The sequence below is a fragment of the Nocardia sp. NPDC019219 genome (assembly GCF_040632645.1).
Classification (GTDB): domain Bacteria; phylum Actinomycetota; class Actinomycetes; order Mycobacteriales; family Mycobacteriaceae; genus Nocardia; species Nocardia sputorum.
On record NZ_JBEYCG010000027.1, the window covers coordinates 12167 to 35238 of the forward strand.

21 protein-coding genes and 1 tRNA gene are annotated in these 23072 nt (G+C 68.1%); 11 read left to right on the forward strand and 11 right to left on the reverse strand.

The features are described 5' to 3' along the window. The first annotated feature begins 44 nt into the window (after positions 1-44). Complete coding sequence (locus ABZ552_RS33145) at positions 45-1388, forward strand: DoxX family protein (protein ID WP_357441816.1); 1344 nt, start codon at positions 45-47, stop codon at positions 1386-1388. A gap of 14 nt (positions 1389-1402) precedes the next feature. Here ABZ552_RS33145 and ABZ552_RS33150 read toward each other — a convergent pair whose 3' ends face one another. Then, positions 1403-1786 carry a DUF2511 domain-containing protein gene (locus ABZ552_RS33150; protein WP_357441818.1) on the reverse strand — a complete coding sequence of 128 codons (384 nt, stop codon included), beginning with the start codon at positions 1784-1786 and terminating at the stop codon, positions 1403-1405. 133 nt (positions 1787-1919) lie between these two features. Here ABZ552_RS33150 and ABZ552_RS33155 point away from each other — a divergent pair, with 133 nt between their 5' ends. Beyond that, complete coding sequence (locus ABZ552_RS33155; protein ID WP_357441820.1) at positions 1920-2969, forward strand: glycosyltransferase; 1050 nt, start codon at positions 1920-1922, stop codon at positions 2967-2969. Here the strand turns inward: ABZ552_RS33155 and ABZ552_RS33160 are convergent, their stop codons facing one another. The 5 genes from ABZ552_RS33160 to ABZ552_RS33180 are packed head-to-tail and all read right to left on the reverse strand — an operon-like array spanning position 2970 to position 6715. Further along, positions 2970-3845 carry an ATP-binding cassette domain-containing protein gene (locus tag ABZ552_RS33160; protein WP_357441822.1) on the reverse strand — a complete coding sequence of 292 codons (876 nt, stop codon included), beginning with the start codon at positions 3843-3845 and terminating at the stop codon, positions 2970-2972. 17 nt (positions 3846-3862) lie between these two features. After that, a complete protein-coding gene (locus ABZ552_RS33165) occupies positions 3863-4636 on the reverse strand; it encodes a hypothetical protein (RefSeq protein WP_357441824.1) in 774 nt (257 codons plus the stop codon). Continuing rightward, a complete protein-coding gene (locus tag ABZ552_RS33170; RefSeq protein ID WP_281875325.1) occupies positions 4633-5211 on the reverse strand; it encodes a hypothetical protein in 579 nt (192 codons plus the stop codon). The genes ABZ552_RS33165 and ABZ552_RS33170 overlap by 4 nt, the downstream gene beginning before the upstream one ends. Positions 5212-5243: 32 nt before the next feature. Then, positions 5244-6143 (reverse strand): hypothetical protein, encoded by a 900-nt coding sequence (locus ABZ552_RS33175; protein WP_357441826.1) that lies wholly within the window; start codon positions 6141-6143, stop codon positions 5244-5246. Next, positions 6140-6715 carry an RNA polymerase sigma factor gene (locus ABZ552_RS33180; protein WP_357441828.1) on the reverse strand — a complete coding sequence of 192 codons (576 nt, stop codon included), beginning with the start codon at positions 6713-6715 and terminating at the stop codon, positions 6140-6142. The genes ABZ552_RS33175 and ABZ552_RS33180 overlap by 4 nt, the downstream gene beginning before the upstream one ends. Positions 6716-6968: 253 nt before the next feature. On the opposite strand from ABZ552_RS33180, the gene ABZ552_RS33185 reads away from it, so the two are divergent. From ABZ552_RS33185 to ABZ552_RS33210, 6 genes are all read left to right on the forward strand, one after another. Beyond that, positions 6969-7145 (forward strand): gallidermin/nisin family lantibiotic, encoded by a 177-nt coding sequence (locus ABZ552_RS33185; RefSeq protein ID WP_281916719.1) that lies wholly within the window; start codon positions 6969-6971, stop codon positions 7143-7145. Positions 7146-7222: 77 nt separating this feature from the next. Next, on the forward strand, positions 7223-10336 hold the full coding sequence (locus ABZ552_RS33190; protein ID WP_357441831.1) for a lantibiotic dehydratase: 3114 nt from the start codon (positions 7223-7225) through the stop codon (positions 10334-10336). Beyond that, positions 10333-11715: a lanthionine synthetase C family protein gene (locus ABZ552_RS33195; protein WP_357441833.1), complete on the forward strand. Its 1383-nt coding sequence runs from the start codon at positions 10333-10335 to the stop codon at positions 11713-11715. Before ABZ552_RS33190 ends, ABZ552_RS33195 begins: the two co-directional genes overlap by 4 nt. A gap of 14 nt (positions 11716-11729) precedes the next feature. Continuing rightward, positions 11730-12656, forward strand: a complete 927-nt coding sequence (locus ABZ552_RS33200; protein ID WP_357441834.1) for an ABC transporter ATP-binding protein — start codon at positions 11730-11732, stop codon at positions 12654-12656. Further along, positions 12653-13447, forward strand: coding sequence for an ABC transporter permease (locus ABZ552_RS33205; RefSeq protein WP_357441836.1), 795 nt, complete (start codon positions 12653-12655; stop codon positions 13445-13447). The genes ABZ552_RS33200 and ABZ552_RS33205 overlap by 4 nt, the downstream gene beginning before the upstream one ends. Then, positions 13444-14439, forward strand: coding sequence for a hypothetical protein (locus ABZ552_RS33210; RefSeq protein ID WP_357441838.1), 996 nt, complete (start codon positions 13444-13446; stop codon positions 14437-14439). Before ABZ552_RS33205 ends, ABZ552_RS33210 begins: the two co-directional genes overlap by 4 nt. A gap of 478 nt (positions 14440-14917) precedes the next feature. On the opposite strand, the gene ABZ552_RS33215 is transcribed toward ABZ552_RS33210, so the two are convergent. The 5 genes from ABZ552_RS33215 to ABZ552_RS33235 form a co-directional block, all read right to left on the reverse strand. Further along, positions 14918-15628: an ATP-binding cassette domain-containing protein gene (locus ABZ552_RS33215; RefSeq protein ID WP_281875334.1), complete on the reverse strand. Its 711-nt coding sequence runs from the start codon at positions 15626-15628 to the stop codon at positions 14918-14920. A 2-nt stretch (positions 15629-15630) separates the two neighbouring features. Further along, positions 15631-16440, reverse strand: a complete 810-nt coding sequence (locus ABZ552_RS33220) for an ABC transporter permease (protein ID WP_281875335.1) — start codon at positions 16438-16440, stop codon at positions 15631-15633. Between the two features lie 78 nt (positions 16441-16518). Next, positions 16519-16773, reverse strand: a complete 255-nt coding sequence (locus tag ABZ552_RS33225; protein ID WP_281875336.1) for a DUF2283 domain-containing protein — start codon at positions 16771-16773, stop codon at positions 16519-16521. 55 nt (positions 16774-16828) lie between these two features. Beyond that, the gene (locus ABZ552_RS33230) at positions 16829-18859 is read right to left on the reverse strand and encodes a M13 family metallopeptidase (protein WP_357441841.1); all 2031 of its coding nucleotides are present in this window, start codon (positions 18857-18859) and stop codon (positions 16829-16831) included. Between the two features lie 11 nt (positions 18860-18870). Further along, on the reverse strand, positions 18871-19620 hold the full coding sequence (locus tag ABZ552_RS33235) for a hypothetical protein (RefSeq protein WP_357441843.1): 750 nt from the start codon (positions 19618-19620) through the stop codon (positions 18871-18873). Between the two features lie 363 nt (positions 19621-19983). Here ABZ552_RS33235 and ABZ552_RS33240 point away from each other — a divergent pair. The 3 genes from ABZ552_RS33240 to ABZ552_RS33250 all read left to right on the forward strand — a co-directional run bounded on the left by ABZ552_RS33240 (position 19984) and on the right by ABZ552_RS33250 (position 23043). Continuing rightward, positions 19984-20057: transfer RNA gene (locus ABZ552_RS33240), tRNA-Met, on the forward strand. Positions 20058-20646: 589 nt separating this feature from the next. After that, a complete protein-coding gene (locus ABZ552_RS33245) occupies positions 20647-21276 on the forward strand; it encodes a hypothetical protein (protein WP_357441845.1) in 630 nt (209 codons plus the stop codon). A gap of 300 nt (positions 21277-21576) precedes the next feature. Further along, positions 21577-23043, forward strand: a complete 1467-nt coding sequence (locus ABZ552_RS33250) for a subtype B tannase (protein WP_357441847.1) — start codon at positions 21577-21579, stop codon at positions 23041-23043. The last annotated feature ends 29 nt before the right edge of the window (positions 23044-23072 follow it).

The following is a 23072-nucleotide window of genomic DNA, read 5'->3' on the forward strand; positions in this document are numbered from 1 at the left end:
CTGACCGCGCTCGCCATCGCAGGCGAGCGCAGGATCGAGATCGAATGACGGTGATCACCCGTGCGCAGCCGCGTCAGGAACACGACGGGGCCGCAGCCACAACTGTGTGGCACCCGTTGACGCGCATCGCCTTCCGCTTCTGCTTCGGCTATTTCACTCTCTATTGCTTGTGCACCCAGGTGATCAGCCCCGTGCTCGGATTCGCGAGCAGACCGTCCGCGGGGCTGAGCGCGGGCCCGCTGATGACGCCCCTCGTGGATCGGGTCGCCGTGCACGTCTTCGGCGTGCACGAGCCGCTGGTGCACGACGCGACCGCGAGCAGCGACCGCACCTACGACTGGATACTGCTGTGCTGTCTGCTGGTCATCGCCGCCGCGGCCACCCTCGTCTGGTCCGTCCTGGATCGCCGCCGCGCCGCCTATCCGACGCTGCTCGTCTGGTTCCGCCTGTTTCTGCGGTTCGCGCTGGCGGGGCAGCTGCTGTTGTACGGCATGGCGAAGGTGCTGCTGACGCAGATGCCGTCACCACCGTTGACCACGCTGGTGACGCCGTTCGGCGAGTTGACGCCGATGGGGCTGCTCTGGTCGTCGGTCGGCGCCGCGCCGGCCTACGAGATCATGATCGGCGGTTTCGAAGCCGTCGGCGGCTTGCTGCTCGTGCTGCCGCGCACGACGACCCTCGGCGCGCTGCTCGGCACCATCGGCTTGACCCAGGTCTTCGTGCTGAATCTGACCTACGACGTGCCGGTCAAATCGATGTCGGCGCATCTGTTGTCGATGAGCGTCTTCCTGCTGGCGCCCGAGCTCGGCAGGCTGCTGAACGTGCTCTTGTCCCGTCGGCCGGTCGGGCTGTCGACACTGCCTCCGCTGTTCCGTACCAGCCGGTTGAACCGCTCGGCATTACTGGGGCAGGTACTGCTGGGGCTGTGGATCGCGATCCCCATCGCGCAGGACTGCATGGCCGCCTGGAGCGAACACGGCGAAGGGCGACCGAAACCGCCGCTCTACGGAGTGTGGCAGGTGGATCGGCTGGTGTCGGACGGCCGCGAGGTGCCACCGCTCGTCACCGATGACCGACGGTGGCGGCGCGTGTTCTTCGAATATCCCGGCGAATTCAAGGTGCAGCGCATGGACGACTCGATCGCCATCTACCGGGCAACCGTCGACGTCGCCAACCATCGGCTGGACCTGAGCCGGTACGACAGGCCGAACGACATCGCGACGCTGACGCTCGAGACCCCGACGCCGGACAGCGCGCAGCTGTCCGGCACGCTCGAGGGGCACCGCGTGGAGATCGGGCTTCGGCAGGTCGACCTGGACGCGCTCCCGCTGCTGAGCCGCCGGTTCCACTGGGTGCAGGATTACCCGTACAACCCGGACAGCCGCTAGCGCACACGTCCCCGCTAACCCGCGAACTTGCACAGCTGCAACGCGTGGCTGCGCAGGGCGCCGAGACTGATCTTGTCGCCCCCGGCGCCGTTCGCGCGCAAGGGTTCGATACCGGCCAGCCCGGCTTGTTCGGCTTTGTCGTTGAGCGCGTACGACTTCCCATCCGGAGCGACGAACACCGCGACCTCGCCCGCGCGGCATTCGATGGTGCCGTGGTCGACCGTGAACGGCCACAGGTAGCCGAGGTTCGCACTGGTTACGGCTTGGCTGTTGGAGGTCGGCTCGGGCAACGGCACCGGATTGGGATGCTCCGGATCCTTCGCCCCCGAACCGCCACCACACGCCGTGACCGCCAACGCGCCGCAACAAACCACACCGATCAACAAGCGCCGAATCATCGTCCCCTCCAAGCACAGTGGAATCCGTCTACCCATGACGTTGCGCACTGCCACGTTTCGGTTCACGAGCGGCGATGGCAGTCACGGCGAATAAGGTCGAGAACAGGCCCCGCCCGCGACCCAGGGAGAGTTGTTGTCCGTTCACCGGCCATCCCGGATCGATATCGTGTGCCCGGCGTTCAACCGTTCGACGGCGATCCGGGCGACGATAGACAGCGTACTGGCGCAGACCGTCCCGGACTGGACGCTGCTCGTCGTCTCGGACGGCTCCACCGACGACACCGACGATGTCGTCCGCGCCTATCGCGACCCGCGGATCCGGCTGCTGCGCGTCGGCCCGTACGGGCATCCTGGAGGGCCGCGCAACACGGGGGTCGCGGCAGCGACGGCGCCCTACGTCGCGTATCTGGACCACGACGATCGGTGGTCGCCGACCCATCTCGCGACACTGCTCGGCCTGCTCGACGGCGGGGCCGCACTCGCTGCCACGGGCTGTGTCCGGGTCGACGAGTCCGGCGCGGAGCTGGATCGCAGCGGCTTCACCGATCTGATCTGGCATCCCGAATTGCAGACCGTCAACGCCATGTTCGAGCCGACCCGCGTCGGTCACGTGCGAAAACTGCTGACCGAGGTCGGCCACTGGACGACCGAGCACGCCGGCTACGAGGACTGGGATCTGTGGTTCCGATCGGCTCGGCACGGCTTCGACTTCGCGGTGGCCGCCGAGCGCACCGCGATCCTCACCGTCGGCCCGCACACGAGGCGCAACGGACTACGTCCGCCGCAGGCGGTTGTGCTGCGGTGGGTCGACAGCGAGGCCGAGGCCGAAGCCATTCTGCGGGCGATCGGAACGGAGGAACACCGGAGTGCCGCCCGCGCGACTCATCTCGCCGACCTCCGCGATTGGTATGCCGCACTGGCTGATTCCGGCCGCTACCGCGTGGCCGAGGGCGTAGTCCGCGACGAGGTCGACGACGAGCTGTGCGAATTCTTCACGCGGCACGGGAAGCACTGCCTGCTGGAGGAGCTGAGTTACACGGCGGTGGGCGGCCGCTACGCCATCCTGCTTCCGCTGTGGTGCGTCAGCGGCAGGCACGCACAGGCGATCGGTGGTGTGCTGCGCACTCGATTTCCCCGTCAGCACGCTTACCTGCGAACGCTCGCGGGCGGCGAGACGGCGTGATCACGGCGTCGCGGCCCTGGCGGTCCGCAGCAGCGCGATATAGCCGTCGTCCAAGGTCGGGGGAACCGGACGCGATCCGGGCGGCGGCGTCGGTCCGACGATCCGGTATTCCGGCCCCTCGGCGGTGCCGGTGACGTTCACCACGGTGAAGTCGCCGCGCGGCTCGTGGGAGGCGCGCACCAGATGCGTCTGCCCCTCGGCCAGGGCCACCAAGCCGGGCGTCGTGCCGTGATAGGCCATCCGGCCTTCGGCCAGCACGGCCGCCATCGGGCAACTGTGCGCCACGTCGTCGAGGATGTGGGTGGAGAGCACGACGATCCGATCGCCGCCGAGCCGGCCGAGCAGGGCGCGAAAGCGAATCCGCTCCTCCGGGTCGAGTCCGGCCGTCGGTTCGTCCACGATGATCAGCTTCGGGTCGCCGAGCAGTGTCTGCGCGATACCGAGTCGGCGTTTCATGCCACCGGAGTATCGGCTGATCCGTTGTGCACCGACCGAATCCAATCCCACCCGCTCCAGCAGGCTGTCGATCTGGGACCGCCGGTTGCGTTTGTCGTCGATGCCCTTGAGCAGAGCGACGTAGTCGAGGAATTCGCGTCCGGTCAAGTCCTCGTAGAGCGCGAGCTCTTGCGGCAGATAGCCGAGCAGCCGCTTCACGGCGGTGCGTCCCGCGGTGGTGGACAGGTCGTGCCCGCAGACCGATACGGTGCCCGAGGTCGGCCGAATAGTTCCGGTCAGGATCCGGATCAGCGTGGTCTTGCCTGCACCGTTGGTACCGAGCAGCCCGGTCATGCCTTCGGTGGCGGTCAGGTCTATCTCGTGCAACGCGACGGTGCCGCCGCGGTAGACCTTCGTCACGTTGCGCAGGGTGATGGTCATTCGAACTCCATTCCGGCTCACCGGCTCGCGGCCAGCGTCACATGGCCGATGAGAAAGGCGAGCGCCGTGATCGCGAGCGTGATCCCGAGCGCGGCGACACCGGCGAGGCCGCCGGGCGCCGGATGCAGCCAGCCGCCGTCCTGGTGTGCCGACGCGACGTCCAGCCATTGCGCCGCTTGGTAGTCGCCGAGCGGTGAGAGCACCGTCCTGGCCACCGTCGGGATGGGTATCAGGGGCGTCAGCACCGTGGCCCAGTACCAGAACGGCACCAGCAGCACGCGCACGACGGTGCTGGGCAGCAGCAGGCTCGCGACGTTGGCCAGGACGGTGAGCAGCAGCGATCCCGGCGCCACGATCGTGAGCAGACCGATGACCGCCGCCACCGACGGTGCGGGCTCGCCGGTGGCGATCGTCAGCCATCCGCCCATGGTCAGCAAGACGAGCGCGCTGGGAATCGACGCGACCAGCCATGGTCCGAGCAGGACACCGACCGACCTGATCCATCCGCCGCCCGGTGTGGCGCCGAACAATTCGCGCAAGCCGGGCCTGCGCTGCCCGGCCAAGCGGTCCGCGAGCACGATGGCGATGCCGAGGGAACCGAGGAAATTGATCAGCAGCGCGGTGTCGCCGATCGCGGCGGACTCCGCCGTTCGGTTCCGGCCGTGCGGAAAGCCGCCGAGCAGCATGATCAACGCGGTGAGCGGGAGCAGCGACAACCACAACACCCGCTGCCGCAGGGCGAGCGTCGCCTCATAGCGGAGGGTCGCGCCGAGCCCCGGGAAGGCGCTCATCGGTGCGCTCCGCGCAACTGTGCCTCGCTGTCGGTGACGCGCAGCAGGGCCGGCCGGACGCACGACGCCGCGATGGCGAGCAGGAGCACCGCCTGAGTGTGCCGGGCCACCTCGTTCAGCAGCAACAGTTTGGCCAGCCACACCGTCGTGACGACGACGGAGGCGCCACCGGTGGAACCGAAACCGGCGCCGACCCAAGTCGCGATGCCGATCAGCGCGAGCGCGAAGATCAGGTTGCCGCCCAGGACGGCGGGCGCGTCGGTGACCGTCGCGGGCAGGCCGCTCAGCACCACCGCGCAGGCCGTCGTACCGAGGACGAGCGCGACGCGCCGCCCGACCGTCACCGGGTACGGCGTCGGCACACTCAGTTGCACCTCGATGGACCGCTCTCGCCCTACTGCCGCCGCGCAGGCCAGCCCCGCCACCAGCGGAATGGCTTCGATCGCGGCGGACCGCAGCACGTGGTTCGCGCCGAACACGGCCGACGCGATGCCGATCGCCGCGGCCGCCAGCGGCGGAAGGGCCAGCGCACTTCGCCCGCAGCGGCGAACTTCGTACAGCCAGATCGGATTCACAACGTTGTGGTAGCGAGCCGGCGTGGATCGGTTCATCCGGCCACGGCGTCGTATCGCGGCCTGCTCATGCCTGCCGCGGCGACGACCAGCAGCAGTGCCGCGAGCACGAGCGAGGCCGCCGAGGTGGACCACAGTGGTTCGATCAGGGCGCCGATCCGGTGCGCGGGGCCCGCATCCGAGGACGCGGCGGCGCCGAGCAGCCAAACGCCCGCGCCGGCTACCGCCCCGATCTGCGCGGAACGCCAGACCGCGCACACGACGCCGACCGCCGAGGCGAACAGCGCCGGACCGAGCCAGCCCGCGATCATGGCCGAGACGTCCGATGCCGCGCCCAACTCGCTCGCCACCACGGAGGTGAGCAGCGCTAGCGCGGTGTCGGCGAGCAGAACCAGCGCCAGCCTGCTCGCGAACACCACCGCGGGCGCGATCGGCAGGGTGCTGAACAATTCCAGCCGCGGATCCGATCGCGACCGGCAGGCGGTCAGGGTTCCGACCTGGAACACCAGGGTGACCGCGAGGCCGAACACGGTCGGCGCGGACTCGCTTCGCTTCGTCAGCACGGCCACGACGACGCACCCCACGAAGCCGAGCACGCTCAGGACGAGCAGCGCGCGCGGAAGTAAGCGCACCTGTGCGCGCACCAGTGCCGCGGCCACGGTCAGCGCCGCACGCCACCCGAGGGCCCGCGCTTGCTTCGGCGTGGACCACGGCATGCCGAGGGCATCGCCGAGCAGCGCGTCGAAGGAAGGGGTGCGGAACACACCGGACGATTCGACGGAGACCTGCCGCGCGGCGACTGCCACGTTCTGCCAGCCCTCGGCGCGTGTCTGACAATCGGGGCAGGCGCTCAGGTGCGTGGCGGCGGCATCGTCGCGTCCGCCGACCAACTGGTCATCCGAAAGATGCGGCCCCCGGGGGATCGGGGAAGTCACTGCGAACCTCCATATCGGGTGGACAGGTCGGCGGTGGTGCCGGCCAACGCGAGCGCCAACCGCTTCCGGGCATGGGACATCCGGCTTTTCACCGTGCCGACGGGGATGCCGAGAATCGCGGCGACGTCGGCATAGGGCAGGTCGTCGACGAGGACGAGCAACAGGACCTCACGCAGATGCTCGGGCAGTTCGCGGATCCCCACGGCGAGATCGCCCCGGGCGGCGTTGGCGAGGACGATGTCTTCCACGGTGCCGGTCCGGTCGGAGAGCTCCTCGGTCTCCTCCAGATCGACCGTCACCAGCACGGACTTGCGCAAGTAGTTGTGGGCTTGACGCTTGGCGACGCCGAACAGCCAGCCGCGCGCCGACGATTCGCCGCGGAAACCGTCCGCCGAGCGCCAGACGGCGAGCCAGGTCTCCTGCAGGATCTCCTCGGCGACCCCGCTCTGCGTCGTCATCCGGCGCACCAACCGCAGCATCGCCGGCGCGTGCCGCTCGTAGAGCGCGCGCAGACCTGCCTGGTCCCCCCTTGCCACCGCGGCCAGCAGCGCTTCGTCCGAGTCCACACCCATGTGTGTAGCGTGCGCGCTCCGAACGGTTCAACCGCGGCGGGAGCGAAACATCCCCCGCGGCGGCGATCGAGACATGTTGGCAGCCTCCGGCGACGCTGCCAGATACCGATCGCGACGTTGTACCGCCGCAGTGGCACTGCTTTTCTCGATACCCGGGGGAACAGCACCGGCCGCAGGGCCCGGTGGGATCGCTGGGCCTCCCTCGGCCGAGTCGTTCGATCGGCCGGGCACTCGCCTCAGAAGGGAGAACACCGTGAGTACGGTGTCCGTGAAACCGGTGGAGACGGTCGAAACCGTCGATCTGTTCGATCTCGACATCCGCGTGGGTGTCGGCAACATCCAGGGCAACGCGGCGGTCACCAGCTGGTCGTACTGCACCCCCGGCTGCACCAGCTCGGGTGGCGGCAGCGGCTGCAGCCACTGCTGTTGATTCGGAGATCCGGGTCGAGCACCCCGCTCGGCCCGGACTCCCCCCCTCTCGTCGAACACTTCGAAGGAATTGGGCTGGTGTCGGATTCGATCTTCCGTGCCTGGGACGTCTTCCTGCTCCGGGCTCCGCTGCGGGTCGGGGGCAGTGGCGTGCCGACGGCGGGCAGCCACCTGGACATCGTGCGAGCCGCGGCGGCGGACCAAGAGCTGCGCGCCGCGATCACGCTGGCGACGCCGAGTCTCGGCCGCCTGCTCGATCGCGTCCACCGCGGCGAGCACGCGGGACTCAAGGTGAGCCAGTTGCGTCGCGCCGCCTTGGCGGTGCTGCGCTACGACATCAGAACGCGGACGCGGCCGACTCCGTTCGGCGTCTTCTCCGGCGTGGCGGGCGGGCGCTTCGACGCGTCGGCCAAGCTCGACCGCGGCACCGCCCACCGCACCAGGACGCACGTCGACATGCAATGGCTGCTCGGCGTCGTGCAGGAGCTCCAAGGCCTCCCGGAACTGCTGCCATGCCTGAGCGTTCGTACGCACCCCGCGCTGACCCGACGCGGTGACCGGGTCGTGCTCGACTGCCCCTCCCCGCTCGGCGCGCCTCTGGAAGGAGCGACCCGATCGGTCGTCTCGATACGCAACTCGCCGGTGGTCGAGGTGGTGCTCGACGCGGCCGCGCGGACCGTCCCGGTCGGCGAGCTCACGGCGACGACCGCGACGCGGTTCGGTGCGCCGCCACAACGTGCCGCCGAATTGATCCGAACGCTCGTGGAGCAGGAATTCCTGCTCACCGACCTCCGGCCGCCCCTGGACGGCGGTGACCCGCTGTGTCACCTGATCGGAATCCTCGCCGCGATCGACCAGCCCGCCGCGCCGATCGCGAACGTGCTGCGCGCACTCCGCGACATCGACGAGCAGCGGCGGGCGAGCGACCGGCTGCCCCTGGGCCCCGCTACCGCACGGCTGATCGAGACAGTGGATCTGGCGCACAAACTCCACCCTTATGAGACGCCGCTGCACGTCGACACCGCTGTGGATGTCGAGGTCCAGCTGCCGGACGAAGTGCGCACCGAGGTCGAGCGGGCGGCGGCGCTGATGTGGCGGATGTCGGCGCCCGAGCTCGGGCTCGTCGCGCTGCGGGATTACCACGAGAAGTTCCTGGAGCGCTACGGGACCGATCGGCTGGTCGGCATCCGTGAACTGCTCGATCCCGCACGGGGACTGGGTGCCCCTGCCGGATACAGCTGGCCGAACAGCGAAGAGGCGGCGGATCGGGCGATCGACCGCGACGCGTCCCGGATGCGTTTGCTGCACCGCCTGATCGGGACCGCCTTGCGCGATGGCGCCCGGGAGGTCGAACTGACCGACGAGTTGCTCGACGAGCTGATTCCCGGCGACGGGCCCACCGCCGGCGTACCGAACTCGTGCGAGCTCACTTTCCACGTCATCGCACGGTCGCTGGACGCGTTGTCCGCCGGAGACTTTCGCGTCGTGGTGGCGCCGAGTCCTGGCTCGCACCACGCCGGAGCGACCCTCGCCCGGTTCGCGGACCTGCTGCCACCTGACCTCCGCGCGGTCGTCGCGGCCGAGTCCGGCGCGATTCCGGTCCACGTCACGAATGCGACCCGGGTCGATCTGGCGTTCATGCCCCGATCCGGCAAAGCCGCGAATCTCGCGCACTCCACGGCGCACAGTGGTGTCCGGATCAGCGTCGGCCTGCCGGACGCTCCCGATATCGACGAAATCGCCCTTGCCGACGTGGCCATCGGCGCGACGACGGAGCGGATGTGCGCGGTACACCTGCCGACCGGCCGCGAGATCGTTCCGGTGCTCAACACCATGATCAGCCCGATGACGCAGGCCCCCAACGCGTCCCGGTTGCTGTGGGAGATCGGTCTGGAGGGCCAGCGGTTGTGGGAGCCCTGGACGTGGGCCGGCTTGTCGGAGATGCCGTTCGTGCCACGCGTCCGGCACGGCCGCCTCGTGCTGGCCCCCGCGGTATGGCGCATGGACGCACTGATCGGTGTGCCCGAATCGGATTTCGCCGCCGCGGTCGACCGATGGCGCCGCGAGTGGCGGGTACCGGAACGAATCCTCGCCGTACAGATGGATCAGCGACTGCTGTTCGACCTGACCGATCCGGCGCATCTCGAACTGCTGTGGGACGAGCTGCGCAAGGACCCGGCCATCGTCGCCCACGAGGTACCCGGCGACGACGACTTCGCCGACGGTATCCACGGACACGCGATGGAGGTGGTCGTCCCGCTGTCACGCCGCGACGCACGACCGGTCCGCTCACCGCACGGCGGCTACCTGGAACCGGACCGTCGACCGGCGGGACTCGGCAGCGACTGGCTGTCGCTCGCGTTGTACCTGCCGTCGTCGTGCCAGGGCGACTTCCTGCGCATCCACTTGCCGGAGCTGGTGGAGCAAGCCCGGGAACATGGTTGCGACCGCTGGTTCTTCATCCGGTACACCGACCCCGATGGGCCGCATCTCCGGGTTCGCTTCCACGGCGTGCCGGACCAGCTCTGGAGCGCCGCCGCACGCCCGCTCGGCCGGCGACTCGACGACTGGCAGCGCGACGGTTTGCTCCGAGCCCATCGCCTCGACCAATACGACGCCGAGTTGGAGCGATACGGCGGCGCGGCGGCGATGGTCGCGGCCGAGCGGGTATTCGAAGCCGACAGCGAGGCCGCGATCCGATTCCTGGATCTGGTCGAGCAGCCCGCGTGCACCCACTCGATCGACACGTTCGCGGCGGTTTCCGTCGCCGCGCTCGCGGGCGCTTTCGGCCCGCCGGAGGCGGACTCTGCGGCTGACAGCGCGTGCAGCGACGACGCGGCGATGGCCTGGCTATCGATGACGGGCTCACGCAGAACGCTTCCCGACGCGTATCGGGCGGATGCGCAGCGCTGGCGCGCGATCGTCGACCCGCACGGCGGGTGGAGCGCGCTGCGCGCCGACCCGCACGGGGCGGCGGCCCTCGAAGCGCTCCGGCCACGCGACGCGGCCGTCGGCGAACTGCGTCTGGCGTCGGTGGGCACCAAGACGCGCAATCACCGGCTCGTCGGCAGCCTGATGCACATGAGCTGCAATCGGCTCTTCGGCGGAGACAGCGATCGGGAGCGGGCAGCCGTCGCCATCGCCCGCGGAGCGGTGCAGGACAACTTCAACAGGAGGCGCTACGCGCGATGAGAAACACCGCCCAGCACGACAGCTCGGTGGCGCAGCGGGCCACCGAAATCGTGTCGCTCGTCGCCGACCGCCTCGCCGACCCGGCCGCCGTCGCCGACATCGCAGGCCGTCCGGACAACCGCGATCCCATCTACGGCGCCGGCATGTGGGGGCCGATGACGTTGTCCAACGGCCTGCCCGGCACGGCGCTGTTCTACGCGGAGCTGGCGGCGCGCATCCCCGATTGGTTCGGCGTCGCTCATCGGCATGTGCAAGCGGCGGGGGCAGCGCTGCCGAGTCAACCGAGCCGGGGACTGTACGCGGGGCCTGCTTCCTTGCTGGCGGCCACCCAGACCTGCGGCGGCCACTACCCCGGCCTGCGGCGCAGGCTCGCCGCGTGGCTGGCCGACGACCAGCTGACGCGGCTGCGGCAGTGCCGAGCCGCCTCCGGACCCGGCATCTCGTGGGAGTGCTACGACATCGTCAACGGCTTGTCCGGTACAGCGCGGCTGCTGCTCGATTCGGTCGAGGATCCCGTCGAAAACGACCCGCAGGTCGAGCATGCCCTGCGGGAGACGCTCGGCTACCTGGTGACGATCAGTCGGCCGATCACCGTCGACGGCCATGAAGTGCCTGGTTGGTGGGTTCCCGCGGCGCGGCAAGCGGTCGAGGAGGATCGTCGCAACTATCCGCGTGGCGACTTCAACTTGGGCCTCGCGCACGGGATTCCAGGGCCGGTGGTGATCATGTCGCTGGCCCTGCGCCGTGGACACGACGTGCCGGGACTGCGAGACGCTCTGGTGCGGATGGTCGAGTGGTTGATCCGTTGGATACGCACCGACGACCAGGGCACGTACTGGCCGTGCCGAGTCGGCTTCGATGACGAGATCGCCGACGCACCGCCGCGAAACCTGTTCACCCGAACCGCGTGGTGCTACGGCGCGCCGGGAGTCGCGGCGGCGGTGCACCATGCGGGCGAAACCCTCGGCATCGCCGACTGGCGCAGGCACGCGGTCCGCGCGCTGCACGACGCTCTGGCCAGGGACGAATCGCGCTGGACGCTCGCGGGGCCGACCGTATGCCACGGTTACGCGGGCTTCCTTCAAGTGGTCCATCGAATCGGCACGGCGGAGCGGGACGGCGTGCTGCTCGGTGCGAAAACCCGTCTCGCCGAAGTCATTCTGGACATGGCGGACATCGACGCGCCCTTCGGCTTCCGGCATCCGATGCGGTATCCGCGGTCGGCGCCGGGGCCGACGGAGTTCAAGTTACTGGACGTCGCCGGGATACTCGAGGGCTCCGCGGGGGTGGCGTGCGCGCTGTTGTCGGTGATCCCGGCGCTCGGCACCGCTGCCGAAGCTCCCGCGCGCCCGTGGGATCGCGTTCTGGCATTGAGCTGAGAGGTGCACTTCCGATGACGGTCAACGCCTTCGAACTCACCGATATCGTCGTGCGGTACGGCGCCACGCCGGCCGTCGACTCGGTGTCGCTGAGTTCGGCCCCCGGCCGCCTGACCGCACTGCTCGGGCCGAATGGCGCGGGCAAATCCAGCCTGCTCAATGTGCTGTCGACCGCGTCCGAACCCGAATCCGGGACCGTGCGTGTCTTCGGCGACGACGCGCACACCGCTCCGATGCGTGCCCGCGCCCAGATCGGGCTGGTGTTCCAGGAACGGACGCTGGACAAAGAACTCACCGTCGAGCAGAACCTGTGGTTTCACGCCCGCCTCTTCGGTATGCGCCGCGCCGACGCCGCCGCGCAGATCGATCGGCTGCTGGCCATGTTGGAGCTGACCGAGCAACGGCGCATCGCGGTCGAGCGCCTGTCCGGCGGAACCGCCCGGCGGGTCGAACTGGTGCGTGCCCTGTTGCATCGTCCCGGACTGCTCATCCTGGACGAGCCGACCACGGGACTCGATCCGCGGTCTCGCCGGGTCTTCTGGCGCGATCTGCTTCGCATGCGCGACGAACTCGGCGTCACCACGATCTATTCGACCCATTACTTGGACGAAGCCGAGTACGCGGACGAGATCGTGATCATGGCCGGGGGCAGAATCGGCCGATCGGGATCGCCGGTGGACCTCAAAGACGACCTGCGCGCCTCCTGTGTGCGGCTGCGGACCCACGACGACGCCGCGGCCTGCGAGCAATTGCGCGCGGCCGGATTCGAGGTGGTCACCGGGCTGACGGAGCTGGAGATCCGGTGTGCCGAGCCGGATCGGCGGGTGGCCGACATCGTGCGCGTGCTCCATCTGCCGATTCTCAGTGTGACGGTGCACAACCCGTCGATGGACGATGTCTACGTCGCCGCGACGACACATCCCGGGAAGGACATGCCGTGACCGCATCGCAGGCGCTGAGCGCCCATCCTCCGGAACGCGTCATGGTCGGCAGCATCCGGGCCGTCGCGGTGATCGCGCACCGGGACCTGCATCGCCAGATCCGTCGCCCGGGACTGCTGATCAGCAACGCCGCCCAGTTGCTGTTCTTCATCGTCATCTATGCCGTCGGTTTCGACGCCATGGTCGGCAGCGTGGGCTCGGTCTCCTTCAGCGCCTATATCCTGCCCGGCATCATCGCCATTCAAGTGGCGACGATCGGCATCGCCACCGGATTGTCGTACGCGTGGGATCGAGAGTTCGGTGTGCTGCGCGAGATGACCGTCGCGCCGGTACCCCGGATGTGTCTGCCGCTGGGCAAGGTCGTCAGTACGGGTGTCGTCGTCGGGACGCAGAGCTTGCTGTTGTTATTGTGCGCACCGGTATTCGGATTGGCGCCGACATCCGCGCAGATCGCCGCGGCCGCGGCGATCTACCTGTTCGGGTCGGCGGTCTTCAGCCTGCTGGGACTGTTCCTGGCCACCGCGCTGCGACAGATCCAGACATTGCAGGCCGGCGTCCAGATCACGATGCTGCCGATGCTGTTTCTCTCGGGCTCGGTGTTCCAGCCCGAGGGGGTTCCGTCTTGGCTCTCCGTGCTGATTCGCCTCAATCCGCTCACCTATCTGGTCGATCTGAGCAGACAGATTTTGGTCGGCCGGCCAGGCCTGGCGCCGATGGGCGTGGACGTGCTGGTCCTCGTGTGCCTGGCGTTGTTCTTCACCGCGGGGATCCGCCTCAGGATCGGACGATGACGCCGGCGACCGGTCTTCATCCCAGCGAGGACCAGCGCGGCCGGGTACACGGCTTTCCGATATGGCCCGCGGTGGCGGTAGTCGATCACGAAACGAGCGCCCCGATGCTGGAAGCGGCGCTGGACTGGCTCGCCGCGAACCTACGCTGGTTCGATCCAGCACACTGGGATCGGTTCCTGCCGGCGCGGCAGTTCCCGGAGGGCGCCGCGCTCGAACTGCTGGTGCTGTGCCGTGTGCTGCGCCGTGGGCGATGGCGCGATCATCCGCTCGTCGACGGCGCGACCGAACTCGCGCGCACGCTGGCGGCAGCCGCCGCCTTCCACGACGCACTGGGGCGCGCCGACGAGAAGTTCCCGTATCGCGCCTACTTGGTGGCGTTGCTCGCCGATCTCGGCTGTCCCGTACCGAATGCCGACGAGCGGGTGCGCACGGTGCTCGCGACAGGTAGCGGCGGATGGAACGGCGCCTGGCGCCCCCCGCTCACCCGGCTGGAGCTGCGGTACGCACTCGAGCTCGGCCGGTTCCCGCATACCCTGCCGCCAGTGGCCGAGTTGGTCGAGGCGACCATCGCCGCTGCGGAGCCCGACCCGATCTACCTACGCGACGACGAGGTCTACGCGCTCACCCACGTCGTCTTCTATGCCACGGATTTCGCCGCCCGGCCGATGCGTAGCGCACCGGCGCTCGTAGCGACGATGCGGATCCTGCTCGGAACCTACCTCGCGGCCGGGGACATGGACTTGGCGGGCGAACTGCTGCTGTGCCTGCTGGCGGTGGCGCCGGACGACTGCGCGATCACCGCGCACGGATGGCGGACGCTGACTCGCCGCAGACTGGCCTGCGGCGCGGTGCCGGGCCCCCTGTTCGACCCGGTCCGGCTGTCGGGACTGAGCGGCCCGGTGGCCGAGGCATACACGTTCGGAACATGCCACCACACGACAATGGTTGCGGCGATGGCGGCGGCGGAGCGAGAACGGCATCCTGCTCGATGAGATCCCCTGATTCCCTTCCGGTGCTCTCCGACCGGTCCTTGGCGGCCGCGAGGAAGTGGTTGGCGACCGAAACGTCAGCGGTGCGGCAGTCCACTCGGACGCCGGAGCACGACGCACAGCGCGCTGGATCGCCACCTCGCGAACCACTGACCATGTTGTGCGCCGATCCGGCGCGCTGGCGCGCTCTGGCGACAATCGACGCCGCAGACGCCTCGATGGCATCCTCGGCGGAGTGGGCCGTCGTCCTGGACTCCCTTCTGGTGCTCGCGATTCGACGCTACGACCTGGATGCCCTGGCCACCCTGCTCCTGGGCTGCGCCCAGCTGGGACTGGCTCAGCGGCCGATTCCCACGCGGGCGACCGGATTCCTGCTCGCGCAGCAACAGGTCGACGGCGGATTCGGATCCGTGCCGGGAAGCGAGGAACCTTCCGACACGGCGACCCGAATCGCGCTCACCCGGCATTGCGTATCGGCGCTTCAGCGGATCTTCGAGCCGCAGGATTCCAGGATGCGGAAGAACCCCTCCTCGAGATCGCCGTCGCCCGCGATGCCCTGAACGGTGCCCTCGTATCGCGTCTTCCCGGCGACCAGAACCGCGACCCGGTCACACACGTGAGCGATCTCCGACAGCTGGTGACTGGAGAGGAAAACCGTCGTTCCCCCCGCGGCCAGTGCGCGAATGAGTTCTCGCATCTCCCGGATGCCCACCGGATCGAGGCCGTTGGTCGGCTCGTCCAGCAGCAGGAGTTTCGGCCGCGCCAGCAACGCGATCGCGATACCGAGACGCCAGCGCATGCCGAGGGAGTATGCCTGCACCTTGCGCGTGCGCACCTCACTCAACTGCACGACGGCCAAGGTCTCATCGATCCACTCCTCGGGCACCCCGCGCAGTCGGGCGTGAATGCGCAGGTGCGTCACCGCGTCCAATTTCGGCCACAATCCCGGTGTCTCGATCAACGCGCCGACATCGACCAACCGCGCCCGATCATAGGGCTGACCGAACAACCGGATGACACCGCTGGTCGGCCGTTGCAGGCCCAGCACGGTTTTCATCACCGTGGACTTGCCCGCGCCGTTCGGGCCGAGCAGCCCGTAGACCTCTCCCGCGCGGACCGACAGATCGACCCCGTCCAGCGCGTGGTGTTTCCCGTAATGCTTGTGCAGCTGCGCCACTTCCAAAGCGAACACGGTCAGATCTCCTTGCGCGTCATATGGAGCGAACCCAGAGCCAGGACCACCGCCGCGAGCCCGATCGAAAGCGCGATGGCAGGCAGGATGACACCGTGATCCCGGACCGGGCTGTCGGCCGGTAGTGGAACGCCATTGGGACCGATACCTGCCAACGGCAGGATCACGCGCATGGGCCAGGCGAACGGCACCGCCATCCACCAGCTCTTATCCGCGATGAGCATGCCGCACATCATGCCGACGACACCGGTCGCGATGGTGGGGCCCAGGCCCCACACCACCGAGACGACCAGCGCCACCGCCGCGGTACCCAACCCGGCCAGCCACGGCAGGTAGGACGCGGCGACGATCGTCGCGAAGCTGGTCGCGAACCGGCCGCTCAACGCTGCCCCGATGCTGAGCAGCAGCGCGAGCAGGGTGGTGGACACCGCGGTCAGCGCTGCCAGTCCGAGATACTTGCCGAGCAGATATTTGTTGCGGGGCACGGCATAGGAGAAGAGCAACCGCCAGGCGTCCTGATCGGCCCGCACCGAGAGGGCGGCCAGCAACGCGGCCGTCATCGGGATCAGGGCTCCCCAGCCCTCCAGCACCACGTCGCGGAACACCGTCCAGGTATGTCCCGATCGGCCTTCGGGCGAGGCCAGCGACATCGGGTAGAGCGGAACCGTGATGACGACGGGTACCAGAACGGCGAACCAGCCGATGAAGCCGCGACGCATCCTCGACAGCTCTGTCGCCGTGACGTCCCACAAACTCGGCTGGTCGCGCCGTGGGCGAAGCTCAGGCCCATAGCGTGCTGCGGTGGCGGCCATATCTCTCCTCGAGTCGTTCGGTTCCATCGAGGACGTAGCCGTCGACCGCGATCCGGTTCACGGCAGGCAGCGGTCCGGTCAGTCACCGTCCCCGGCGCGGGCCTTCCGCTTCAGCGCCGCGCTGAGCTGGACGTTCGCGTTCAGCAACTCGATGCCGATGAGTTCGCCGTCGTCGCCGAAGTCGAGGGCGGCGACGATCTCGCCGCTGTCCTGGTCGTGCACTCGCAGGGTGCGGGCGGCGTGGCGGGCTTCCGGGCTGTTCTGCCGGAACGCCAGATAGGCGATGTTGTGCTGTTCGTCCCAGGTCAGGTAGTCGAGATAGTCGAGTTTCATAGCGAATTCCTTGTCGTAGCAGGTTCGGGAAATGGCGAATACAGGTGGCGCTTCGTCACAGAACGACCCGCTGTTCTGGTGCGAGGAACATTCGATCTCGCTCTGTGACGTCGAAGGCCGAGTAGAACTCCGATATGTTGCGGACAACCTGGTTGGCTCGGAACTCACTCGGCGCGTGGCTGTTCGCGGCCAGCGCCGCGGCGGCGAACTGCTGTGTCTGTTTTACCCGCCAGCACCGCGCCCAGGACAGGAACAGGGTGCGGAAGTCCGGCTCGGTGCCGCGGCGCAGCGCGGCTCGCCGGTAGGCGGCGACCGCCACCTGGAGACCGCGGAGATCGGCCAGGTTCTCGCTGACGGTCAACTGCCCGTTCACCCGGTGTGTGGCGTCGAAGCCCTCGGGAACGAGGCTGTCGTACTGGTGGACCAATTGCTCGGTCTTCGCGTCGAACGCGGCGCGGTCCTCGGGAGTCCACCAGTCGCGCAGCCGGCCGTCGCCGTCGTATCGGGCGCCTTGATCGTCGAACGCATGGCCGATCTCGTGCCCGATGATCGCGCCGATCGCACCGTAGTTGACCGCCGGATCCGCATCCTTGTCGAAGTATGGCGGCTGCAGGAAGGCGGCGGGAAACACGACTTGGTTCGACGATCGGTTGTAGAAGGCGTTGACGGTTTGCGCGGTGGTCGTCCATTCGGTTCTGTCGACCGCCGCGGCGAGCCGGTCGAACTCCCGACGCCTGGCGAGAGCGCGGATACTTCGGAGGGAATCGATCAATTTGTCAGGATCGATCGACACGCCCGAACAGTCCGGCCGATGCCGCGGGGCGCCGATCAGCATCGTGATCCTGTCGAGCTTGGCGACGGCGGCCGCGCGCGTGGACTGTGAGAGCCAGGACGAGCCGAGTAACGCCGCACGGTAGGCCGCGAGCAGGTCGTCGACCAGCTCGCGCAGCTGGCCCTCGGCCGCGGCCGGAAAGTGCTTCGCCACATAGAGCCTTTCCAGTGGACCGCCCAGCTCGGCATTCACCGTGGCGACCGCTCGTTGCCAGGGCTCGGCCGGCCGGTTCGCCCCGCCGAGGAACTTGCGGCGGAACTCGAAATTGGCCTCGGAGATGCCGAAGGGCAGGAAGCGGGAGAACTCCAGTAGCAGACTCGATCGCAAATAGTCTCGCCAGTGCGCGATATCCACCTCCGCCCACAGCCGGCCGACCGCGGTGACGAAGTCGGGCTGACGCACCACGACGTGGGCGAACAGTTCCGGTGGCTGCGAAGTTCGCCCCGCGCGCCAGGCGTCGAAGTCGAACTCCGGTGCGAGTCCGCGCAACTCGCTCCAGGTCATCAGGTTGTTGGTAGCCGTGGCGTCCTGATCTCGCACGGCGTCCCAGTGCACGGCGGCGAGCTGTCGCTCGAGTTCGAACACTCGGCCGGACATACCGGCCGGATCCGCGAAGTGCGCGACGGCCGTGATGCGCTCCAGGAATGCCCGATATGCGTCACGGTGGGCGGCGAATTCGGGGTTCCGGTAGTACTGACTGTCCATTCCGAGACCGGATTGCGCGAGAGTGGCGACGTACCGGTGCGCATCCCTGGAGTCGACGTCGACATACAGTGAGATGACCCCGGGAATCGGCAGCATGCCCATGACGCTCGCCAATTCGGATTCGGACGCGGCCGCGTCGATCGCCGCGAAGAGGTCGGCCAGCGGAGTCGTGCCCAGCCGTTCGACGGCCGCGGTGTTCAAGCAGGCCGCATACAGGTCGTGCACCTGCTGTTCGGGCGTGCCGGGCCTGGGTTCGCGGATTGCCTGGATGATGGCCGAGAGCTGCTGTTCGACGCGTCGCATTGCCTCGGTCATGGGGCTGCACACCAGTTGGTCGGGAGGCAGCCGAAAGTCGCGCAGCCATTTCCCGTTGACATGCCGGTACAGATCGTCCTGGGGGCGGACGGCCTCGTCGAGGCCGACCGGATCCAGGGCGCCGGGTGGGGTGGCCGCACGACACGCGGACGAAAGACCCCCGGCGGCAAGTGCTCCGAGCGTGCGGAGCGCGGTACGCCGGCTCACGTTTCGGGTCGGATTCGACAGCACCATGGAGCTACCGATCAGCCGCGCAGCACGGTGAGCGGAAAGGACACGTCGCCGCGAGGTTGCGCACGGACCAGTTCGGCCCGGCTGTCCACACCCAAGGTGTCGTACAGGCTGCGGATGCGCCGGTACATCGATCGCTCCGACAGATAATGCAGGCGCGCGATCTCGGCCACCGTCATCGACGTGCGCAACATGCGCAGCAGCCGAGTGTCGAACTCGTCCAAACAGTCCCGGCCGGGCGGCTCGGCACCGGTAGCCGGTGTACCGGCACGCTCGCGCAGGGGCTGCCGCTTCGGTTCGTTCGATGCACGGCTGGTCACCGCACCGAGCACCGCCGGAAGCGGCTTCGCCGGAGCGGAGCGGGTGTGGTCGAGGAGTTGAGCGCGAACGAGACCGGCCTGACGCTCGACGGATATCGCGACGTTGATCACGAAGCTGGCGCCGGAGCGTATCGCGGCGTAGGTCGAGTAACCACCGACGTCATCGGTGACCGCGACGATCAACCCCATGGCGTGCCGGGCGCGGACCGAACGTAGGCTTTCGGCCTGGGTTTCACTGTTGACGGGTAGCACGATCGGAGCGCCGTCGGCGTCCCCGCGCATGGCCACTTCGTCGTAATCGGCGAACTCCACCTCGAAATACGGCTCGAACAAACTCCCCCACACTCCATCCGCCGGATCCAGATAGCCGCGCAAACCGGGGTGCACGAATGCGACACGCCCGGTTGCTTGTTCGAGATCCCGACTGGTTCGAACGGCGTTCAAGGAAGCCCCCTTCACTTCGATCGGCGCGCTGTCGCGCACCTCTTACCTACACGCCCGCCCCTGTACGCGGGGCTGGTGACACTCGAGCTCCGACCGAGAGGCGAAGCCCCCGGTCCCCTCCTCGAGTACCGCCACAATAGGCGCGACGGTGATTCGGCGCGGCCACACCGGTCGCCCGGCCCATCGCCACACCGCGGCACAGCGGCCTGATTTTCTTGTCACATGATTGGACGCGGTGGTGGCGCGTTCGGTTCCAACTCGCGCGCAAGAGATTGCCGCGCTCGGGGAATCCACCCGCCACACGCCCTCTCACCTGCACGATTCGGTACTTCGCGGCCACCTGTGTAGTGTTGTGCATACCGACGCGGGGTGGAGCAGCTCGGTAGCTCGCTGGGCTCATAACCCAGAGGTCGCAGGTTCAAATCCTGTCCCCGCTACTACGAACGGCCCGGAGCGCAACGCTCCGGGCCGTTCTCTTTCACCGAGTCGTATCCAGCAGGCACAGCATGTCGCCCGTAGACGTGGTTCCGGTCGATCAGCACGAAGAACGCTCGGGTCGCCGGATCGCGCCGAGGTGGAGCGTTCGGAGAGAACTCGCCGAAGCGTCAGCTTCGGCGCAGCGGCGGGCAGACTCGCCGCGTACTCTCGGCGACCACGCCCCCGAACCGAGGTATGTCGCTTGTCGCGACGGCCCAAGCTTTTTCATGCAATTCGCCGCACGGGTGTCCCGTAGCTCACAGTAGAATCTTCCCCAGAATAATCCACCCCAACTCCACCACCGCCGACTTCTGCAAATCGAGGGTTAAAAGACGGTTACGTCGCCGCCGTGGATTGGTGACGCCGAAGTTGTCGTGTCACGATACTTCCGAGTCACCCGGACTATTCATCCCGAAGTGTTTTCCCGCAGGCAACTTCCGGTTTCGTCACCGCACCCGGCTTGTCCCCTTCGGCGTGTTCGTAATGATTCGATCGCCAACGTCGGCCATCTCTGCGTGCAACGACAACAATCTGTGAGGAATGTTCCGCGTGAGTGATTTCTGGAATGTGAGCTCGTCTCTGGCGTGTCTCAGCATCGGCATTTCCCTGTTCGGCGTCATCGCGTATCTGGCGGGGATACTGGAAGGGGAGACCCGGCCGCGCGTCGCGTCGTGGGCGGCTTGGTGCACCGCGAACACGGTGTTCGCGATCGTGGCTTACCTCGAGGGCGGCTATCTCGCCGCGAGCATCAACGCCGCGGCGGCGGCCATGAACGCGGCGGTCATCGCCGTCGGCATGACTCGCGGGAGCAGCCTGCGACCGGATGACAATATCGATCGGGCCTGTCTGCTCTCGTCGATCGCCTGTGTGCTGGTGACGGTCGGCGTGCAGGAAAAGGCGTTCGGCGCGCTGTTCGCCATCTGCGCCAATCTCATCGCCACCATCCCCACGCTCCGGCATGTGTGGTCCAAACCCCGTGAGGAAACCTGGCAAACCTTCGCCGCGAATGCCTTCGCGAACGGCCTCGGCCTGCTCGGGGTGCTCATGGTGAGCGGGTTCGAATTCGTTTCGATCGCCGGTCCGCTGATTTCCACGGCAGGCAATGTCGCTTTGGTCACCCTGACCATCGGCCGTGCTCGATTCGCCGATGCCACGGTCGTCCCGGTGAAAGTCGGCTGATCGCTGTCTCTTCCTGCGGCGAGCCCAGCGAGCGCTCGGCCTGGGCGAGCCAGGTGGACCGCCGACCGATACACCTCCTGGCGGTCGGTGACCGATGCCGGCAGGCTGCGCCCGATGCCCCGCCCTTCCGGCGGACGCGTCGGGCGCGGCCGCGCAGGTGCGCGAGCACGCGGCCCGCTACCGCTATCCTTCGATCTCGGCGACCCGATGACCAGCTGATTCGTTTTCGCGCAATCGTTCTGCCGCGCCCGTTCCCCGCTGCGGCCGGACGGCTTGCCCCCGCACGCGAAGGAGAGAGCTGTGCAGCGCAGAGCGATGCTCAAGGGATGTGCGGCGGCGGTCGCCGTGCCGATGTTCACCGCAGGCTGCGATCTGCTGGACGGCAGCGCGCGGGCGGTGGACGAATTGGCCTTCGATCCCGGCGCGTTCACGACGAAGACGAAGACCGTCGCCACCTTCGAGCGCGACAGGAAGGTGACCTACCACTTCTACGAGAACGTCGTCTATGTGGCGAAGCCGGTGGACAAGGCATATCAGAGCCTGAACGTCAGCGTGCCCACCGAAATCGACGGAGCAGCCGTCGACGCGGGCAAGGCTCCCATTCTCTTCAGCAACTCCGTCGGGGGATATCTGTCGTCGTCGGTGACGAGCCGCCCACCGGACGACGGCGGGGATCGGATGAGGAACCGGGACCTCGCCCTGACGGCGGGCTATGTCGTCGTGGAACCCGGTGCGCGCGGTCGCGACCTGGTCGCGCCGGACGGCACGTATTTCGGCGTGGCGCCCGCGGCCATCGTGGATCTGAAAGCCGCGGTGCGGTATCTGCGGCACAACGCGGGCCGCGTGCCGGGAGACACCGACCGGATCGTGGCCACCGGTGTCAGCGCGGGCGGCGCGCTGTCCGCCTTGCTCGCGGTGTCCGGGGACAGCCGGATGTACGACCGGTATCTCGCCGAACTCGGCGCGGCGGACGCGAGCGATGCCGTCTTCGCCGCCGCTCCCTACTGCCCCGTCACCGATCTCGAACACGCGGACATGGCCTACGAGTGGAATTGGGGCGCCAACCCGCTGCGCTCCGGCGCACTCGACGCCGCCGCCTCGCGCGAGCTGAGCACGGCGTTCACGAACTATCAGGCGTCGCTGGCCCTGCAGGGGCGGAACGGATTCGGACCCCTCACGGCCCGCAATTACGGCGACTACCTGGCGCGGACCTACCTCGAACCGGCCGCGACCGCCTACTTGACCGCGCTGCCGGACGCCGACCGTTCCAGCTACCTGGCGGCCAACAGCTGGATCACGTGGGCGGGCGATCGCGCCGAATTCACCTGGCCGGACTACCTCTCGCACGTCGGCGTGCGGCAGAAGGGCGTGCCCGCGTTCGACGCCTTCGACCTGTCCTCGCCCGAGAACAACGAGTTCGGCGGGGGAACCGTCAAGGCCAGGCACTTCACCCTGTTCAGTCTGCGGCGAGCGACCGGCGACCCCGGCGCGCAGCTCGACAGCGACCTGCCCGAGAAGATCAGCATGATGAACCCGATGTTCTTTCTGCGACAGCGGAATGCCGCCCGCGCGAAGCACTGGTGGATCCGCGTGGGCACCAAGGACACCGATACGTCGCTGACGATCGTCGGCAATCTCGCCGCGAGCTTGGAGAATCTGGGCGACGAGGTCGACGCCGCGATGTACTGGGACGCCGGGCACGGCAGCAACGAAGACCCCGAGGATTTCATCGCGTGGATCGGCAAGGTGACCGGCTACGCGAAGTGAGACGGTGGTCGGTCGGGCAGTTCGCCGCA

Excerpts from the sequence above, each read along its gene's own strand:
- ABZ552_RS33145 (WP_357441816.1), top strand. The coding sequence starts at position 45 with ATGACGGTGATCACCCGTGCGCAGCCGCGTCAGGAACACGACGGGGCC.
- ABZ552_RS33150 (WP_357441818.1), bottom strand. The coding sequence starts at position 1,786 with ATGATTCGGCGCTTGTTGATCGGTGTGGTTTGTTGCGGCGCGTTGGCG.
- ABZ552_RS33160 (WP_357441822.1), bottom strand. The coding sequence starts at position 3,845 with ATGACCATCACCCTGCGCAACGTGACGAAGGTCTACCGCGGCGGCACC.
- ABZ552_RS33165 (WP_357441824.1), bottom strand. The coding sequence starts at position 4,636 with ATGAGCGCCTTCCCGGGGCTCGGCGCGACCCTCCGCTATGAGGCGACG.
- ABZ552_RS33180 (WP_357441828.1), bottom strand. The coding sequence starts at position 6,715 with ATGGGTGTGGACTCGGACGAAGCGCTGCTGGCCGCGGTGGCAAGGGGG.
- ABZ552_RS33195 (WP_357441833.1), top strand. The coding sequence starts at position 10,333 with ATGAGAAACACCGCCCAGCACGACAGCTCGGTGGCGCAGCGGGCCACC.
- ABZ552_RS33200 (WP_357441834.1), top strand. The coding sequence starts at position 11,730 with ATGACGGTCAACGCCTTCGAACTCACCGATATCGTCGTGCGGTACGGC.
- ABZ552_RS33210 (WP_357441838.1), top strand. The coding sequence starts at position 13,444 with ATGACGCCGGCGACCGGTCTTCATCCCAGCGAGGACCAGCGCGGCCGG.
- ABZ552_RS33220 (WP_281875335.1), bottom strand. The coding sequence starts at position 16,440 with ATGGCCGCCACCGCAGCACGCTATGGGCCTGAGCTTCGCCCACGGCGC.
- ABZ552_RS33225 (WP_281875336.1), bottom strand. The coding sequence starts at position 16,773 with ATGAAACTCGACTATCTCGACTACCTGACCTGGGACGAACAGCACAAC.
- ABZ552_RS33230 (WP_357441841.1), bottom strand. The coding sequence starts at position 18,859 with ATGGTGCTGTCGAATCCGACCCGAAACGTGAGCCGGCGTACCGCGCTC.